Origin of the sequence: Pseudalkalibacillus sp. A8, assembly GCF_045920555.1 — a bacterium.
GTDB lineage: Bacteria > Bacillota > Bacilli > Bacillales > Fictibacillaceae > Pseudalkalibacillus.
This window is the reverse complement of sequence record NZ_CP174509.1, coordinates 2,785,422-2,804,869: the sequence shown is the minus strand read 5'-3', so window position 1 is coordinate 2,804,869 and position 19,448 is coordinate 2,785,422. Positions and strand designations below refer to the sequence as shown.

The 19,448-nt window shown below is 37.9% G+C and carries 16 protein-coding genes; all 16 read right to left on the bottom strand.

Annotation, left to right across the window (positions count from 1 at the left end; all coding sequences use genetic code 11):
* Positions 1 to 19 precede the first annotated feature (19 nt).
* The 16 genes from ACJROX_RS14435 to ACJROX_RS14360 all read right to left on the bottom strand — a co-directional run bounded on the left by ACJROX_RS14435 (position 20) and on the right by ACJROX_RS14360 (position 19,437).
* Complete coding sequence (locus ACJROX_RS14435) at positions 20 to 1,501, bottom strand: aldehyde dehydrogenase (protein ID WP_408011384.1); 1,482 nt, start codon at positions 1,499 to 1,501, stop codon at positions 20 to 22.
* A 15-nt stretch (positions 1,502 to 1,516) separates the two neighbouring features.
* Positions 1,517 to 2,323 (bottom strand): alpha/beta fold hydrolase, encoded by an 807-nt coding sequence (locus tag ACJROX_RS14430; RefSeq protein WP_408011383.1) that lies wholly within the window; start codon positions 2,321 to 2,323, stop codon positions 1,517 to 1,519.
* A gap of 1 nt (position 2,324) precedes the next feature.
* Complete coding sequence (locus ACJROX_RS14425; RefSeq protein ID WP_408011382.1) at positions 2,325 to 2,903, bottom strand: amino acid synthesis family protein; 579 nt, start codon at positions 2,901 to 2,903, stop codon at positions 2,325 to 2,327.
* Between the two features lie 6 nt (positions 2,904 to 2,909).
* Positions 2,910 to 4,064: an LLM class flavin-dependent oxidoreductase gene (locus ACJROX_RS14420; RefSeq protein WP_408011381.1), complete on the bottom strand. Its 1,155-nt coding sequence runs from the start codon at positions 4,062 to 4,064 to the stop codon at positions 2,910 to 2,912.
* Between the two features lie 13 nt (positions 4,065 to 4,077).
* Entirely contained in the window at positions 4,078 to 4,734 is a 657-nt protein-coding gene (locus ACJROX_RS14415; protein WP_408011666.1) for a GntR family transcriptional regulator, read from the bottom strand.
* A gap of 201 nt (positions 4,735 to 4,935) precedes the next feature.
* Entirely contained in the window at positions 4,936 to 6,555 is a 1,620-nt protein-coding gene (locus ACJROX_RS14410) for a BCCT family transporter (protein WP_408011380.1), read from the bottom strand.
* 656 nt (positions 6,556 to 7,211) lie between these two features.
* Positions 7,212 to 8,192, bottom strand: coding sequence for a TAXI family TRAP transporter solute-binding subunit (locus ACJROX_RS14405; protein ID WP_408011379.1), 981 nt, complete (start codon positions 8,190 to 8,192; stop codon positions 7,212 to 7,214).
* Positions 8,189 to 10,132 carry a TRAP transporter permease gene (locus tag ACJROX_RS14400; RefSeq protein WP_408011378.1) on the bottom strand — a complete coding sequence of 648 codons (1,944 nt, stop codon included), beginning with the start codon at positions 10,130 to 10,132 and terminating at the stop codon, positions 8,189 to 8,191. The genes ACJROX_RS14405 and ACJROX_RS14400 overlap by 4 nt, the downstream gene beginning before the upstream one ends.
* 620 nt (positions 10,133 to 10,752) lie before the next feature.
* Positions 10,753 to 11,199: a transposase gene (locus ACJROX_RS14395; RefSeq protein ID WP_408011377.1), complete on the bottom strand. Its 447-nt coding sequence runs from the start codon at positions 11,197 to 11,199 to the stop codon at positions 10,753 to 10,755.
* Between the two features lie 579 nt (positions 11,200 to 11,778).
* Positions 11,779 to 12,555: a hydroxypyruvate isomerase family protein gene (locus ACJROX_RS14390; RefSeq protein ID WP_408011376.1), complete on the bottom strand. Its 777-nt coding sequence runs from the start codon at positions 12,553 to 12,555 to the stop codon at positions 11,779 to 11,781.
* A complete protein-coding gene (locus tag ACJROX_RS14385) occupies positions 12,552 to 13,535 on the bottom strand; it encodes a Gfo/Idh/MocA family protein (RefSeq protein ID WP_408011375.1) in 984 nt (327 codons plus the stop codon). The genes ACJROX_RS14390 and ACJROX_RS14385 overlap by 4 nt, the downstream gene beginning before the upstream one ends.
* A gap of 609 nt (positions 13,536 to 14,144) precedes the next feature.
* The gene (locus ACJROX_RS14380) at positions 14,145 to 15,227 is read right to left on the bottom strand and encodes a Gfo/Idh/MocA family protein (RefSeq protein WP_408011374.1); all 1,083 of its coding nucleotides are present in this window, start codon (positions 15,225 to 15,227) and stop codon (positions 14,145 to 14,147) included.
* A gap of 194 nt (positions 15,228 to 15,421) precedes the next feature.
* Complete coding sequence (locus ACJROX_RS14375) at positions 15,422 to 16,387, bottom strand: Gfo/Idh/MocA family protein (protein ID WP_408011373.1); 966 nt, start codon at positions 16,385 to 16,387, stop codon at positions 15,422 to 15,424.
* Positions 16,388 to 16,711: 324 nt separating this feature from the next.
* Positions 16,712 to 17,590 (bottom strand): sugar phosphate isomerase/epimerase family protein, encoded by an 879-nt coding sequence (locus ACJROX_RS14370; protein WP_408011372.1) that lies wholly within the window; start codon positions 17,588 to 17,590, stop codon positions 16,712 to 16,714.
* A gap of 57 nt (positions 17,591 to 17,647) precedes the next feature.
* Positions 17,648 to 18,481 carry a carbohydrate ABC transporter permease gene (locus ACJROX_RS14365; RefSeq protein WP_408011371.1) on the bottom strand — a complete coding sequence of 278 codons (834 nt, stop codon included), beginning with the start codon at positions 18,479 to 18,481 and terminating at the stop codon, positions 17,648 to 17,650.
* Between the two features lie 17 nt (positions 18,482 to 18,498).
* Positions 18,499 to 19,437: a carbohydrate ABC transporter permease gene (locus ACJROX_RS14360; protein WP_408011370.1), complete on the bottom strand. Its 939-nt coding sequence runs from the start codon at positions 19,435 to 19,437 to the stop codon at positions 18,499 to 18,501.
* Between the last annotated feature and the right edge of the window lie 11 nt (positions 19,438 to 19,448).

Sequence of the window (19,448 nt, the reverse complement as noted above, 5' to 3'; positions counted from 1 at the left end):
CTTTACGTTTTTCTGTTCGTTATCTCATGATGAACGGATCAGGGATTGGTTCAGATGACGTGTTAATCCAAACCGTTTTCGTTTGTGTATATTCATAGATCGCTTCATAACCGCTTTCTCTGCCATATCCACTTAGCTTCGAACCACCGATTGGGGCAACTGGTGAGACGCTTCGGTACGTATTCACCCAAACAATACCGGCGCGAATCGCTTTTGCAACACGGTGTGCTCTTGCAACATCTTTTACCCAAATACCTGCTGCTAAGCCATAATTCGTGCTATTTGCAAGTTCTATTACTTCTTGTTCGTCTTTAAACGGAATCACGCTTAAAACAGGTCCGAAAATTTCTTCTTGTGTTATACGCGCTTTGTTATCGGTATGTTCAAAAATCGTCGGCTCGTAGTACCAGCCATTTCCGATCTGCTCTGGTTTCTTGCCACCGTAAATTAATTTACCGCCTTCTTCATGACCAAGCGTAACATATTGTTCGACCCGCTCTAACTGTGCTTTTGTCGCAACAGGTCCCATTTCCGTTTCATCTAAAAGCGGATCACCGATTTTAATTTTTGACACCCGGTCTACAAGGCGATCCATCACTTGATCATAAATATCAACATGTAAGAAGGCACGCGATCCTGCGACACAGCTTTGACCTGAAGCACCAAAAATCCCTGCAATAATCCCCATTGCAGCGTTATCCGGATCAGCATCTTCAAACACAATATTGGGTGATTTTCCGCCAAGCTCAAGCGACACTTTCGCAAAGTTTTCAGCAGAATTACGCACTACATGACGCGCTGATTCTGTACCACCTGTAAATGCAATCCGGCTTACAAGCGGATGAGACGTTAACGTATCGCCAACAGGTAAACCAAATCCCGTCACAACATTGACGACACCCGGTGGAAAACCAGCTTCTTCAACAAGCTTGACAAGTTCTAGAAGTGATGCTGATGTGTATTCAGAAGGCTTGATCACGATCGTATTTCCAGCAACAAGTGATGGCGCAAGTTTTAATGTTGTTAAATAAAGCGGCGAATTCCAGGGTGTAATCGCTGCAACAACACCGAGTGGCTCTCGTGAAGAAAACACGAACATATCTTTTTTATCAATCGGTAATGTTTCGCCATGAATTTTATCGGCAAGTCCAGCGTAATAATAGAAAAACTCTGGTAAATAAGTTAATTGGCCGCGCATTTCACGAATCAATTTTCCGTTATCCATCGTTTCAAATTTCGCAAGTTCATCGACTCGATCTGAAATTAATTCACCAAGCTTTCGAACAAGCTTGCCTCTTTCTGTATACGTCATGTTCGACCATTCAGGACTTAAAAAGGCGTCATGTGCTGCTTTTACAGCCCGGTCGACATCTTCAGCTGTTCCTTTTGCTACATAACACCACGCTTCACCTGTTGCGGGATTATAGCTTGGAAAATATTTACCGCTTACCGAGTCGATCCATTCTCCATTAATGTACATTTGATAGTTTTTTAGTTTCATGTTGAAATACCCCCTTTATCTCACCACATTGCTTTGTTTTTCGATAAATGAATGGATAGTTTCATTCACAATTTCCGCACCTTCAATCGGAAGCATATGTTTCATCCCTGGTACAATCACGACTTGTGAGGAAGCAATTTCTGTTCCCATCTGTTTTGCCATTTTTGGATTTGATCCGATATCTTCTTCTCCTGTTACAATCAATGTTGGAACCTCAATTGTATGAAGCTTAGGAAACAACAGTTGATCCGCAGTTGCAAAGAGCGTGTAAGATGCTAAATAAGAAGCTGGATTGTTTTGCTTTAAACGGTTCCGAACGTTTTCTACTATTTCTTTGTGTTTCATCATGAAGTCTTCACTAAACCAACGCTGAATGGCTGGCTCAATTGTTGCAGATGGACCATTTTTCTTTACTTCTTTTACTCTTTCTAACACAGCTTCACGCTGGGATGCTGTTCGATTTGCTACGGCGCTCATAATCGTAAGTGTTTTCACTTTATGAGCATATTCAAGCGTAAAAGCTTGTGCGACCATTCCACCCATTGAAAACCCAACAAGATGCGCTTTTTCAATTTGTAAATAGTCCAATAACATTGCCAACTGTTCAACAAACTGAGAAAGAGAATAAGGAGCAGGAGGATGCTCAGATCCTCCATGCCCGATCATGTCATATGCGATCACACGAAACTGGTCAGATAATTTCTCCATTTGCATCTGCCACATGGTATAATCCAATCCAACACCATGAATCAAAATAAGCGGTTCGCCAGTTCCTCTTTCCTCATATCGAATACGTTTTTGAAAAAAGGATACTGTTTCCATGTTAAGAAAGCCCCATTTCCTGCATATCTAAATGACGATTTCCTGTACGCGGATGAGGACGTCCACCTGTTGATGCACCAATTGCAACAACAATTTCATCTGCACGCGGCGCATCTGTAATGTTTGATTCAAACGTAATAAAATGAGAGCGCTGTGATTCATCTGTTTTATGAACCATCGGAATTGTTACCATTGTCCCAGGACCGCCGCGTTTATTTGTAAAGCTTAGGATACTTGTTCCTTTTACGGCATTACGGAACTTATTCCCAAATTTTAATGTATGAATATAAGCAGATGCATGCTCAATTTCACCATCTACCCCGACAACCGCAGCTTTTCCAAATGCTTCAACATTATCAGGAGAACCAATTGCTTTTAATAACTCAGCTACAAGCAGTTCACCAAGACCTGGCGCATACGTATCAATTTCTGGTTTTAAATCTTCGACAAATCCACGTCCAGCCCACGGATTTTTAATAACAGCCATTGCCGCTACCATTTTGATTGGTTTTTCAACGTTTTTTCCGCCTTCAATCCGCGTTTCTTCTGATACCGTAAATACTTTTCTAATTTCCAACATGTTTTTTTACCCCCAGTTTAATTGAACACTTTTTTCTTGAAATCTTGGCATCACTTTTTCTGTAAACAGCTTTAAGCTTTTCATCATTTTGTCATGCGATAAGCCGTTATGATTCACCCACAACATTAAATACTCTAGATTTAATTCATCTTTTAATTCTTGAATTTTCTCTGCAACATAATCAGGTGTTCCAAACAATAAGTTGCGCGGATGTAAAAAGTCGTAATCAAGCTCTTGACCTGGTTTCACTTCTTCACCTGGATCCATTAAGTTGCCAAGTCCGCGCCAGTGACAAATCCAGCGATAGTTATTTAATACAGCTTCTGCCGCATCTTGACGAGCCTGTTCCATTGTTTCCGCTACATACACATCGCGTACTAATGCAATCCCTTCCCCAAGTGGAACGTCATAGCCGCGCGCTTTTGAAGCTTTTTCACGATACAGTTCAAAACGTCCTTTTAATTCTTTCACCGTTGGCATCCAGAAGATTCCTTTAATATCGTTTTCTGCAGCCCACTCGATCGATCGAGGTGAATCAATGACCTGCCATAGCGGTGGATGTGGTCTTTGGTATGGCCCAGGCATAAGAGAAATTTTATTAATTTCACCTTTTTCCATATCCATAAACTCTGGACTTTGCGGACTCATCGGATGACTCCACTTTAATCCTTTTGGGGGAAACTGATAAATGTCGCCTTCATGAGAAAAGAATCGATTTGAAAGCGATTTCTTTAAAATATCTAATGTTTCTTCAAATAGGGCACGGTTTTGTTCTTGATTTTTCGGATCTGCAAGTGTATTTAAGTTCGCTGCTTCTCGACCGTATAAGCCGCGCGCTAAGCCTACTTCTACCCGGCCTTTACTAAGCTGATCAAGCATCGCGATATCTTCTGCTAAACGAAGCGGATGCCAAAATGTAATGACGTTTGCTGCCTGCCCGATGCGAATGTTCTTTGTGCGTGCTGCTATATCAACGCCCATTAAAATCGGGTTTGAAATTAATTCGTTTCCTTCATGTCCAAAATGATGCTCTGTGTACCAAATTGAATCATATCCTGTTTCATCACAATAAACGGCTTGCTCGCGCGCTTCATCGAGCACCTTATCATATTCTTCGTGTCTTCCTTGTCCTGCAAGGTTTGCAAAAATTCCAAATTTCATGATGTACTCCTCCTTAATGTTCTTTTTTTACGTAAAGCTTTTTAGCGATGCCTGCTCTAAGCTGGGAGCCACTTGACCTTACATGCATACGCATCGCTTTTTCTGCTCCATCTCGATCTCCTTTTAAAATGTAGGCAAGAATCGTCTGGTGTTCTTTTAGTGAATTTTCAAGACGATTCGGGACATCAATACTGATATACACATAACGGCTGTAGGGAATTTGATTTAGCAGTAAATTCAGCATATAACTTAATTTTGAATTATCAGCGCCGTTATGAATCGATGTATGAAACACATTGTTTGCTTCAACATAGAGATTGTGATCTCCTGTTTGTACCGCTTTTTCCATCTCGGCCACAGCTTGTTGAACTTCATAAATCGCCTTTTCGTTTTTATTTTCGGCAAGCAACCCTGCTGCAAGCCCTTCCATTATTTCTTTTACGGTAAAAAGCTCAGTTAATTCTTTTTCAGTCGGTTTTGTTACACACGTTCCGACTCTCGGAATAATTTCGACTAATCCTTCTCTTTCAAGCTGCTTTAATGCTTCTCGAATCGGTGTACGGCTCACTTTGTAATACTCTGACAGCGCCGCTTCTGATAACTTTTTTCTTGGTTCATATTTTCCAGTTACGATCGATTCACGAATCGCGTTCGTGACTTGGGACGTGATACTCGTCGTTAAAATGGATGTGATTACAACCTCCCCCTCTCAAGTTGCCATGTACCATGGTAGGTATTGATAAAAATTTACAATAGGCAAATGTTAAATGATTTCTTCTCCGTTGTGTTTTTGTTGTACCATGTACCATGCAAGCTCTAAAACTCATTGTAGAAGATGAAAAGAAGAACGTCAACCTATTATTAGAAAATTTCAAATATTATTTTGTACTTCACTGTTGGATGTGTTTAAGCTGTCCGTATGATTTGATTTCTCTACGTCTTCACGATAACGTTTGTTTTCAACAATTCCTTGATCTCTTGCAAGTACTTTCGCAATTCTTGGTGCATGCCACAGCAATGGAAGCATAATAATCGACACTGGAACAGCGGCTACTACAACGAAGGATTGTAATGCGCTCACTCCACCGCCACCCACTTTTATGAGTATAATCGCGATCGCTGCCATCACGACAGCCCAGAACACACGAATCACTTTCGGCGGATCTCCTTCACCCGTTACACTGATTGCAATTGAATAAGACATCGTATCAACTGTCGTAACAACAAAGAGAATCGTTAATACTAGGAAAATAAACGGCATAATCGCCCCAAGCGGCATTTTATCCGCAATCGTAATGATCGCTGCCGGCAAACCATTTTCAAATAATGGACCACTAATAGAACCTGCACTGCTTAATTCGTAAAAAATTCCTGTTCCGCCTAACACTGTGAACCAAAAGTTTGTCGTTAACGCCGCAATGACAGAAACGACAAGAAATACTTCTCGAATCGTGCGTCCGCGTGAAATTCTTGCAACAAGTAATGCAACTAACGGACCAAAGCCGATAAACCAACCGAAGAAGAATAACATCCAATAACCAAGCCATTCTTGGTCACCACGGTACGTACTAATATGAACGAATTCACTTATATACGTTCCAAACGACGACACGAACGAATTAATAATAAATTCTCCAGGACCAAAAAGCAGTAAGAAAACAGCAATCGCAACAGCCATATTCACATTTAATTTACTCAGCCACTGAATCCCTTTATCAATCCCTGTTAGTGTTGAAAATAACACGATCGCCGTAAGACCTACAATAATAATCGCTTGTGTACTAAATGTATCAGGCCAGCCAAACAGCGTGTTTACGCCATAACTCACCTGAAGGCCAAGAAAGCCAATCGGCCCAATCGTTCCAGCCGCAGCTCCGATAATACAAAACACATCGGCGAACGTTCCCCATACACTATGTTTAATCTTCTCACCGAAAATTGGGTATAAAAGCGTTCTCGGTTTCAGTGGCATTCCTTTATTATGATGAGCATACATAATGATGATCGTACTGATCGCCCCATAAACAGCCCATGCTGTAAAGCCCCATGACATATAGCTTTGTGCTAATGCCGGACCGATCGCTTCTTCAGTGCCAGGGCTAATTCCTTTATGCATCGGCGGCACTTCCATAAAGTAATACATCGGCTCTGCTGCAGCCCAGAACACGCCACCTGCTCCTAATCCTGACGTTACAATAATCGCGGCCCACTTAAAGAAACTCATCTGTGGTTTATTAAGCTGTCCAAGCCGTACTCTTCCATACCTTGAAAAAGATAACACCGCCCCAACAATAAACGTAGCCAACAACAGAAGCTGCCAATACGCACCAAAAAAGCGAATCGATAGCTCAAAACCGGTACCTACAAATTTTGTAACCGCTTCTACATTAATGAATGAAAAAAGAACAAAAATAACAAGAAGACCACCGCTTATACTAAAAACCGGCCAATCCACCTTACGTTTTAGTTCATTCCAAGAAGAATTGTTCATCCTTTCGCCCCCTTACAAATTGTGTTTTATTTTTACACCAGCTTTACTATTCACCGTCTTACTCTCTCTTTTAAAATTTACCTCAATAACCAACCAGGAAGCGCTTTCAATAATATACATTAGGAAACGAATCTCTGCTAAATGCTTCACTTACCTCCTTAACCGTTTCATTCCTATAAAAACTAGCAGCATTTCTCCTTCATCATTACTAATTTTATAGGTCCGTGGGAATCAAAAACACATTATCTTGTATGTACCATACAAGATAATTATAAGATAAAACATTTTCTTTGAAGTGTCAATCAATTTTGTGAATTCGAAATTTATAAAAAGTTATATTGTACTATTGTAATAACTACCGTACGTGGAAACGTCTATTAAGAAAGAGAAGGGAGAATAGTGATCTAGTGAAGAAACGCTGATCTTAACGTTTATTTGTCCTTTTCATGTACACAAGAATAGTAATATGCCCATACACGGGATCAGACCCAATAGCGTTGTATGTATGGTTTAAAATCGAAACAAAATAAAGGGATTCTATTTAGTATTATTTTTTAAAGCTATCGTTAAGTAAGAGATTTACTGTTAATTAAGGTAGGCAGCCCCCTCTTTTCATTAGAAAGAGATGCATTATTTTTTTAAGACTTATCTTTAAATTATTCCATCACCCCAATTTCTTTGAAATATCGTTCAGCCCCTGGATGAAATGGAACTTGAACACCTTCAGTTGCTAATTCTTGAGTTAGACTTTTAGTTGCTGGTAAGGTTTCATGTAATTGTTCAAGATTCTCCCAAAATGTTTTTGTGAATTCATAAACTTCTTCTTCAGACGCACTTTCATCCACGTATAGTACGATAGGGAAAGCTACAGTTTCAATATCTTCTGTCTGTCCTTCATAAGTGTCGGCAGGAATGGTTGTCTTAACGACCGAGTTATTTAGATTCGCTATAAACTTATCAGCTATTTCTCCTTCAATAGGAACTAAGTCGATTGGCTTTGTGGAAGCCGTTTCAATTAGACCCGAATGAGGTACGTTAGAAAGTAGAAATACAGCATCCTGTTGATCATCACGAAGAGCTGCAGCCGCATCACCAGTTGATTGCACGCCAGCTACTATATCCTCTTCCTTGGAAAAACCAATTGTATCTAAATAAATAGAAGCAATATTATGTGTGGCCTGTCTTGGTGCTCCCATATTAAAACGCTTTTCCTTTAAATGTTCAAAGCTTTTTATATTGGATTCGTCTAAAACTGCAATTTGTACTGGCATTAGGGATGCATTGAACAAGGATCTTATATTTTCTTTTGCTTCACCTTCATACACTTCTTTCCCAGAGTACGCCAAATTATATTGATATAAATTTTGCTGGGCCACTTCTACATTTCCACTTTCTATTAACGAAAAATTTTCTTCATACCCACCTGTAACCTGTGCGGATAAATTTAGTGTATCACTATTTTCATTTATAACATTACTTATTGCAGATCCAAGAACATATGGACTTGATCCAGAAGAAGATGTTCCCATTGCCCATTGAGTAACGTCTTCCCCCTCTTCATCATTTCCACCGCTTTCTGAACTACAGCCAACTAGCAATAACAGTAAACCAACCACCAACATTAAGTACTTTTTCAATTTAATTCACTCCTTACTTTTTTATTTGTATTCTCATACCCTTTAAACGCAGTATTTTTTAACCCCATGTATTGATATAAGGTTATTGCAATTATTCCTAAAATGCCTAGGATGGTTAAGATAGTATTTGGATAGACTGCAAATAGTGAGAAAATAATAAGCCCCCCTCTTTCCATCCAATTGGATTTTCTTAACCACCATCCTTGAATACCTCCTGTAAAGCCCATGACTGAGATCAATGCGGTTACAAACGTTAACAAGATATTACCCCAAGTTCCTTCCAACAGTAATTCTGGCTGAAAAACAAATGCATAAGCGATAACAAAACTCGGTAATGAAAATAAACTCGCAGCTATTGCTGTTTTAAACCAATTTGCTTTTGCAATACTCGAGGCAACTACTGCAACTATTGCAATTGGTGGAGTTGTTCCCGATTTAACTGCAAAGTAGAATAAAAATAGATGTGCAGCTAGTAACGGAACTCCAATTTCCACTAATGCAGGTGCAACAAAAAGCGCGGACATTAAATATGCTACTGGAGTAGGTAAACCCATTCCTAATATAATAGAGACAATCATAGCAGCTATTAAAGTTAGGAAAATGTCTCCACCACTAAGCCCTATAATGATTTCACTAAGTCTTGCACCTATCCCGCTAAAAACAACAACACCTGTAATAATGCCCATAGTTGCACAAATAACAGCTATTTCAATTGCTCCAATTGCACCATCAATTAATATTCTAATTAAATCATTAAACTTCAAACGAGTATTCTTACGAAGCATCGCTAACAAGAATAATGAAATAATCGCAAAGAAACCGGCTTTCATAACTCCCATTCCGTCAAATAATAAGAGGTAGACTAAAATTAAAATTGAAATTAATAAATGACCTTGCTCTTTAAACACTTTTTTAAAGTCAGGCAATTTATCCTTGGTTAAACCTTTTATATTAAACTTTCGTGCTTCGAAGTCAACGACAGCCAAAATAGAAACAAAATATAAAATAGCAGGTATTATCGCAGCTACTGCAATATCCACATAAGGTATCCCAGTCATTGTCGCCATTATAAAAGCTCCAGCACCCAAAATTGGTGGTAAGATTTGTCCACCTTCAGACGCTACCGACTCAACTGCACCTGCAATATGAGGTCTAAATCCTGACTTTTTCATAACGGGTATAGTTAATGTTCCTGTTGACACTACATTTCCTACTGAACTACCAACTACAGACCCCATTCCTGCACTGGCAATGACTGATGTTTTTGCCGACCCTCCTACATATTTTCCAACCAAAGCTTGAGATGACTTAAGGATAAAATTCCCAGTTCCGGTTTTTTCCAAAACGACGCCAAAAAAGATAAAAATAAATAAGTACGTGGCTGATATACCCAGGGCTACACCGAAGATTCCATCTGTAGTGTAAGAAATCAGGTATACAAGTCGGTCCATACTCATTCCAGCGTGCTGGAAAGGCCCTCCTAAAAAGTTTCCAAAAAGCCCATATAGTAGCATTAATATACTAAGTATAAAAAAGGCCTTATTAATTCTAAATGCTGCATATAAGACGAGGATTAATAATATTGTTGCTGAAAATTTCTGTTCCAAACTCATTGTGGTGGGTCCCATAATAGATAAGACATCATAATAATTTAAAATGACGTAACCAATTGAGTAGATAGTTAAGATTAAAAATAAAAGATCTAGCCATATCAAATGTTTATTAACTTTACTTAAAGGCTTGGTAATCGTTAGGAAGATTACAGTGACTAACAAAAAGTGTATTGCGTAATGAACAATTGAAGTTATAAATATCCCGGAATAGGCAGTATACAAATGAAACACCGATAATGTCAGGGCTGAAATAACACCAATATACTTTAAAAACTTCGATTGCCATGTCTTTGTGAAATTATCTTGACTAACATTTTTTTCTTCCAAAAACTCTCACCCCATTTTTTATAGATTTGCTGTTGATAACGGTTACAAAACTCTGGTTTTACCATGTAACATGTTGTATGGTAGTTAAATATAAATTAACATGGAGGTTATTAATCGTCAATACTTTCTGAAAACTTTTTCTATTCTGAATATAAAACCTATGAACGTTATGTGATACGTTCGATAAAGTGTTATCAAAAATAAGATAGATTTTAAAATGGAAGTTGATAGGTTATAAATGCAAACTCATCAGCTTATTTACTCCAGAAAATGGCCCTTTTCATAAAGAAAGAGCACAACTCTTGTTTCAGAATCGCGCCCGTTCGTGGAAGATCGTTAATAAATATTGTTAAAGATCAAACTCAACTGTACTTTCGTTCATCTGTTAAGATCCCTTTATATGTAGCTGCTAAGGTTCTAGATTATGAACCTTTAGAAATGATTTATTAGGATCTTTTTTCTTTTGTTGAACCTTTATTTTTTATTATTGGCTTGTTTGTAATAGCGGTTTTGTTTTTCTTTGTTACAAAAAAGAAATAGAGTTTATTACAGTAGGTACTTCAGAAAAGCGCCCTTCGTATTATAAGGTTAACCAGATAAGAAAATATTTCTGGTTGACCTTATAATACGAAAGGGCGCTTCTGCCAGGTTTTGACGTCATCCATGACTGCCGATGTTACATTAGAAACCGTCCCTTGGGAATATTGATCACTCAAAAGGTTTTTCATGATCTTTCCTACTTGGCGTACGCCTACACCGTGTTGATAGAGCTGGATAATCAATTCATCAACAGCTACCATACGACGGTTATAGGGCTGAAACATGGCTGTTTGGAAGTCACCATTGCGATCGCGGGGTACTTTAAGGTTTTCCACTTTCCCATATACCGTGGCGAGTGTTCGGGAGTAGTAACCATTCCGGGCATTATTTTCTCCAAACGGTTCATTTTTCAGCGCATTTTGGATTTCTTCTCGAAGGATCAATTCCGTTTTTTCTTTGAGTACTTCCTGCATCGCGATTTTAAGGATATTGGCAGTATCTAGGTTCTCTGTGTTAGAATGAGACATGGACAAAGTGCCCCTCTCGTTTGGTTATTGTGGTGATAACTCAGAGAGTACTTTGTCCTTTTTTGTTTGTCAAAGACCTTACACATACTTTAATAAACCATCTAGTCCATAACCATTTATCATTTTATTTGGAGCTTTTTTGGTGATTATTGGACTTTTATTAAGTCAAAATAATTTGAGTATCTTCAAGTGGAAAGAAAAAATTTATACTTAGAAAATTCTCAAATAAATGAGGGTAATCACATATTTAAAAGGCATGATTCTCGAGTCTAGAATTGTACCCGATTACGGGATAATACGGATTAAGAATAAAAAAGTTTTTTCCCAGCCTATTTTACAATAATCAGATGTAATCGACATTGAAAAAAGATCGTCAATCGGAAGATCCTTTTAGTTGCTTTCACTTTTTTAATTATTTTTGAGTTGGCTAGTGTCTCCGAAAGGGCCGCCAGCTAATGGAATTGTACGATACATACCTGCAAATGTATCGTAGTTAGAACCAATTCCCTCATTAATTAATCCTTTCGGATCCGATTTCAATTTATCAACCCGATCTTTTTCGCTTGAAAGGAAAAATATCTATGCTGTCAATGTCTCCACATTTTTTAAAATAGTTTGTTTAAACTCCTCTAATGCTTCATCAGTATCAATTGTATACCCACATTCTAGACCAACATATTCATCAAAACCTGTTTCTTTGATGGCATTTAAGATATTGATATAGTTCAATTCACCAGTACCTGGCTGATTTCTACCAGGATTATCAGCTATATGATAGTGACTAATTCTATCAATATAGTTTTTTGCATTTCGAATGACATTTCCTTCTGTGATCTGTTGATGATAAACGTCAAATACCAGCTTTACATTTGGACTATTTACTTGATCAATGACGGAAACTGCCTCATCCGAATATTGAAGAAAGTGTCCTTTATGATCAACTAAACCATTTAACGGTTCAACTTCCAATATAATTCCAGATTTCTCACAAAGTGGTGCACATTTCTTTAAGGTTTCAACCATCGCTTGTTGTTGTTTTTCACGAGGAACACCTTCGATTATATTTCCTGTTTGAGTAATAACCGACTTTGTTCCTAGGATATTACAAGCCTCGATTGTTTGCTTTAGGCCATTAATATATTCTGAGCGTCTTTTTTCATCTACTAAGTTAAAGAATTTCGTGCAAGTAGCAATAATTCCTACCCCAATTCGTTCTTGTTCCTTAGCCACCTCTTTAATATTTAAATCCCACCAACCATAATACTCTAGACCGTTAAATCCATGTTCTTTTATTTTCTCAAGATGATAAATGACATCTTTTCCTTTGTAAGCCCCAATGCAAAGGGAGTATTTCATGTATGTGACAACTCCTTCAAATTGATTGGCTTTCCAACTTCCGCAGACTTATTTGCTGCTAACGTTACATTATGAGTAATCAGTGCATCTCGATAGTCAGATAAAATCATTGAAGAATCTCCTGTAAGAACTGCGTTAATGAAGATTTCATCTTCAACAAAATAAGGGTTAACCAATTCTTTGTACTCTGTTACAGATTCAGCTTTGATATCTTTCAGACCTGCATTACTAATTTCGAGTATTCCCTGATCTGTATATATATCTAGACCAACTTTATGGCCCACCGGAGATAAACACGTATTAGAAATCGTGGCAATACTGCCATTTTCTAATTTCATTGTTACAGTCCCAACATCGGCAACTGTTGTACCTTCAACCTTTTCATGCATAACTCGCTGACTGTATGCAGCAAAAACTTCAAAGACCTCACCACTAAGATATCGCAATAAATCAACAATATGAGTTGTTTGTTCAACAAATTGACCACCTGATCCAGTTTGAACTCTCCACCAAGGTACCATTGGCATACCACCCATCCAATATCCTAACGACATACCTAGTTTTCTTTCATTTAGTAATTCAAGCGCCCTTCTTGATGCTTCCTGATATCGCCAATGATAACCTACAGAGGTAATAATCTTTTGTTTTTCGATCTTGTTAAGAATTTCCGTAGGGCGATTGTCGATTCCAAGTGGCTTTTCAACAAGAAAAGGAATCCCTCTTTCAATGACTGCATTCTCTGCTTCTCCATGTGCCATTGGTGGGACACATATGTATACTGCATCAAGCCTTCGATCATCTAACAATTCATTCACATCGGTGTACGCTTTTGCATTTGTCCATGCTAGAGCTTCTTTCTGTGCTCTTTCCAAATTAATGTCATAAAATGCTATTACTTCTGTATCCTGAATTTTAGCTAAATTATTTAAATGTTCCTTTGCTATGCCACCAGTCCCGATAAAACCGACTTTTACAGTCAAAAGTATCTCCTCCCAATTTATGATAAAATCCATAAAGCTTATTCTTCGGATTCTGTGCCTTCTCGCAATTCCTAACGGTACAAAAAAGGTACCCAAAATTTTTTCGTACCTAAAATAAACCGATGACTGACAAACATAAATAAAATAATTAATGGAAGAGTAGCTAATAACGAACTCCCGATTACTAATCCGTAGTCTGTTTTGCAAATTCTATTTAGTTGATTTATAACTTGCTGTGTATATATATTTAGCTGAATCAGTTAATACAACTAACGGTCAAAAATAATCATTCCATACGCTTATAAAAGAGAATTTTCCCAAGAAAACAAGTGCAGGTTTTATAATCGATAAGCCTATGTTCCAATAAAAGTATAGAATGATTACACCCATCTAAACGGCCAGAGGATCTCTTATTTCGAAGGCCCTTAACCGAGTCATGAGCAAATAATTACAATGAGGAGATCAAAGGAAGGATTTACCTTGATACAGCTGAAAATCAGAATTCTATCTTTTTACATTTAATGTTCAGTTTTCAAATTTAACATTGTTACTCCACACGCTCTCCACTCAATTGGTATTAGTATAATTGTTCATTCGTTTAATTGATGTTTATTCTGGTAATTTGATTTCAACTTCTCTTCCTTGCGCTGCTGATCTCAAAACACCATCGACAATGGCTTGATTATAGAGAATCTGTTCGCCAGGAATTGGAGCTGGTTTATCTTCTTTGATTGCCACGACAAAATCATGGACTTTTTCATAAAAAATGTCTATATTATGAGATTTTACAGGTATATTCGTTTCCGCATGCTGTTCATTCACATCATGGAACAAGCTGATCGAACCAATACCTCCATCCCATACACCGCTCCATGGTCCACTACCTGCCGGTGTAAGTTTTAATCCAGCATCCGTTCCTAGGAAAATAGTTGGTCCTAAGGAGTCCATGTGCATTGCCCAAGAGATCTTGAAGTTGAGGACCTTGCCACCTTCTAATCTGACTAGTGCGACACCAAAGTCTTCTACTTCAAACTTATCTGCTTGACCAAAATACTTTGGATTTGTTCCAAATAGGTTGGAAGTATAGGCAGAAACCGTTAACGGCTTGGGATACCCTAGTGTATTTAACGCAAGATCCAAGGAGTAACATCCAATATCCGCCATGGAACCAGCACCTGCAAGTTTCTTATTTATAAATGTTCCACCTGGGATTCCTCTACGACGTCCACCACCAGTTTGCACGTAATATACATCTCCAAGGGTACCAGATTGAACAAGATCTTTAACTACTTTCATATTTGGATCATATCTAGGCTGAAAGCCAACAGAAAGAAGTCGGTCATTTTTTTTCGACGCTTGCACCATTTCAATAGATTGATCCAGTGTTACTGACATCGGTTTTTCAACTAGTACATGTTTTCCGTCATTTAGTGAATCAACACTTATTTCATGATGGGAAAAATTCGGGGTACAAATACTTACACCATCCAAATCTAATTTTAAAAGCTCTTTGTGACTATCAAATGGTTTTGCACTTTCTATACCTGACTTTTCAATAAATTCCTTTGCCTTACCCGGTATGATGTCGGATACAGCGACTATCTCAACATCATCCATTTTCAGGTATGCTCTTGCATGGGAACCTGCTATTCCACCACTACCAATAATTCCAATCTTAATTTTATGTGACATAATAATCTCCCTTTAAGTTAGTATTTAGCGGAAGTAAATTGCTTAATTTTATCGTAGATTCATAAATTGCATCTAAAATTTACGTTGCGTGTTAAGGATTTACCCTGGTTCTGTTTCATTTGGTATACTTTCAACCTATAGTCTCTCTTGCACCAATGGATCCTTTCAACATCCCCTCCCCGTTACAATTCATCCTATATAATAGGTTGATAATTCGCTTCCTTATAAATCTTTTCTGTTAATTGAACAACCCTTAGAGCAAATTCTCCTTTTACATAATCAGTTCCAAGTCCTAGTAATGCATCGATAAAATTTTTATCCTGATTTGTTGTTTGCTCTGAAAGTTCAGGGGAAACCGGCTCTTCATTTAAATAACGGATGGTTAACCTTCCATTGTCATAAAAGATCGCTCCAAACTCGCCGACAAATACATATGTTTCATGCCAGCAAGGAGCATCTCCAACTATATTTAATGAACCGATTAAACCATCTGGAAATCGCAGTGTTGTAAACGAATTGATTTCCACATCACAATCTCTCATCTCAATATTTGTGCGAGCTTCCTGTGGCTGCAACCCCGTTGTCCAGAGTAAAATATCAATAATATGACTACCAGAATCCATTAACATACCGCCACCAGATAAAGCTGGATTTTGTCGCCAGGTATTTTCCGTCAATGGCTTCCAGTCTTGATATAATGAAGCATTCACAGATGTTAGCTTTCCAATCTTACCTTGCTTTATGAATTCTTTAATAAAAAGAAATTCCGGTTGAAAATGACGCTGGTAGGAAACTTGTAAAATCTTCCCCTCTTTGTTTGCTGTCTCTATTAATCTAGTTGCCTCCGATGAAGAACATGTCATTGGTTTCTCCACTAATACATGCAAGCCAGCTTCTAAGCATTCCGTCGCTTGTTTAAAATGTAAAGTGTGCGGAGAACAGATGACAACTGCATCAAGATTCACCTGTTCTATCATCGCACTGTAGTCAGAGAATTGCTCTGCATTTTCTAAGTTGAGTTTTGTAATGAATTCCCCTCTTTTCTTTTCGCTTGGATCAGCGACTGCTCCAATTTTCACGTGTGCAAGTTCTTGTAGTTGCTTGCCATGAACATAGGATATACCACCTGTCCCAATAATGCCGATTTTTACTTGTTCCATTTTCTTCACCCCTAAAGGAACCTTATGTTTCAACCTCAAAAAAAGATGATTTAACTTGACTCTTGCTAAATTAGACAACATTACGTAAGAAAGAGATATAGGTAGATTCATCTCAAAATATTTTTAAGGGACTAAGTTTAAGCTGCGAAGAATCCTATCTAACAGTTGATACGATTGAATCAGTGTTACGGCACGATCGTCTTTACTTTTAAAGGTCAGATCATCGGCTTGACAATTTGCATCACGAAGTTAAGGGCGAAATGATCAACGAGTATCCCTAACTAAAAAGATGGGAGCAGTTACAATGTTTTTACAAGAGTCAACTTATTCAAAAAATTTTTCTAAGTGTTCTTTTGCTTTAATGATTCCTTTCGATTCCGCATCAACAGATCCCCAGAAACGATGGTCTTCTAATTCAATACTTACTGGTCCGTTATAATTAAGCTGTTCGAGACGTGTAGCCACTTTACCCCAATCTACTTGCCCATACCCAGGAATTGTATATCGCCAAGGACCTTCAGAGAAGCTATATTTCACATCAAATGTTGCAGGAAGAATCCCAAAATCATATTGCTCATCAAGAAGGATTTCCGTATCCTTACCATGACAATAAGTAATTCTTTCTCCAAATTCATTTAAAACACGTAAGTAGTCAATGCCAAGTCGAACCATATGTGATGGATCAAAGTTTAATCCAAGATGTTTTGAAGGAATTGCGTTAAACATTGCCCGCCACATTTCTGGTGTACAGCCGATGGTTGGATATTGTGGTGCAGGTCCTGGCCATCCTTCAATCGCAAAGTAGACATCTTCTTTTTCAGCTTGCTTGATAATTTCCGGGAATGTTTCTTTCCAAATTGCAAAACTATCTGCTCTCGATTGATTAATGTCTTCTGGAGCTAGACAAACAAAGAGAACCTTTCCTCCTAAACGTGCCACATCCGTAATTTGTTGTATTAACTTCTCTGCTGCTTCTGATCTTATGTTGTCATCTTTATTTAGCAGTTTTGTTTGGCCAACTGCACCAACACCATCGATTGAGCCAACCTCAATACCGGTTTCTTCAAAAATTTGTTTGATTTCTGAGGTGTACTCTGGAATATCAACCACCTCTAATCCAACACTTTTTGCGAATTCTGCAACACCTCTAATTCCCTTAGAACCAATTTTTGGTGGTATTCTCATTCCTATTTTGGGGTTCATTAATGAAGACCTCCTAATAGATGATATTTTATGTTACCTCTCTACCTATTTACGCGATTATTTAATTCCACTAAATTTAATACCTTTAATAAACGTTTTTTGTAAAAAGAAGAACAAAATGATGATTGGCACTGTCATCATCGTTGATACCGCCATCATTAAGCCCCACTCAGTACCCATTTGAGTTTGGAATTGCTGGAGTCCTAATGATAATGTATATTGAGTTTCGTCTGTTAAATAGAGTAATGGGCCAATAAAATCTGTCCAGCTAGCCATGAACTGGAATAATCCAACTGCAAGAACTGCCGGTTTCGCTAACGGAAGCATAATTTGCCAATAAATCCGAAACTCGCTTGCCCCATCTATTTTGGCGGCATCCCTTAACGTATCTGGTAATCCCAAGAAAAACTGACGTAATAAAAATATGTAAAATGGTACACCAAAGAACGAAGGTACAATTAAAGGTAAATTTGTTCCAACCCATCCAAACTTGTTAAATATTAAAAATAATGGAATCATCGTTACCTGACCTGGAATCATCATGACCGCAATGGTGATGAAAAATAAAACGTTACGACCTTTCCATTCCAATTTCGCAAAACTGTATGCTACAAGAGGACAAGAAAGGACAACACCAAATGTACTTAAAAGAGTAATAACAACCGTATTATCTAGATAGGTAAAGAACGGTATATAATCCATTGCATTTAGGTAATTTGACCACTGAAATGGTTTAGGAATCCATTCTGGCGGATAGGAAAGCACTTGTGTTAAAGGTTTTAACGATGTTGATACCATCCATATAAATGGAACAATGAAGAAGACGGATGCGATAATTAAACCTACGTGTGAAAAGCCTTTCTGTAATTTGATTTTTGCTTTCGGATCCATTAAAATATCACTCCTTTCTATTTCCCTTGGTAGTGAACCCAACGATTTGAAGTCATAAAGATTAGGGCAGTTAGGGACATAATAATAATAAAGAGAATCCATGCCATTGCTGAAGCATAACCCATTTTAAAAAACTTAAACGCATTATCGTATAAATGCATTACATAAAACGTTAAGGAGTTTGCTGGAGTCCCCTGACCTTGGGTCATTGTGTATGGTAATGTAAACTGTTGAAATGCCCCAATAGCTCCCATTACCAGGTTAAAGAAAATAACCGGAGTAAGTAACGGCAATGTGACATATCGGGTTTTTTGCCACCAATTGGCACCATCGACTTCAGCTGCCTCATAGAATTCCTCTGGAATATCATTAAGTCCAGCAAGATATATGATTACTGATTGACCAATTCCCCAAAGAGACATCAAAATAAGTGACGGTTTAGACCACGTTTCACTTCCGAGCCAGTTTGGTCCATGTAATCCAACCATATCAAGTAGCCCATTCACGAGACCAAAACCAGGATTTAGTAGCCACATCCATAGAACTGCTAAAGCAACATGGGGTACAAGCGTTGGTAAAAAGAAAATTGTACGATAAATTCCCATTCCTTTAATCTTTATATTCAACATCATTGCTAGAGCAACCCCAAATATAATACCTAAGGGGACAAAAAAGATTGTAAAATAAATTGTATTGTAAATAGATTTCCAGAATAAATCATCTTTAAAAAGTTCGTGGTAATTTTGAAAACCAACGAATTCCCCTGGTTGTAAAATACTGTATGATGTGAAACTAAAATAAATCGATGCTATAAGCGGAAAAGCAAAAAACACTAACAATCCTATAATCCAAGGTGAAGCAAAAAGCCATCCATGAAGATTTGATTTTGTAGATAACTTCTTTTGCTTCACAACTACTGATTGTTGAACTCGAGTACCTTTAGTAACTTCCGCCATATAGATTCCCC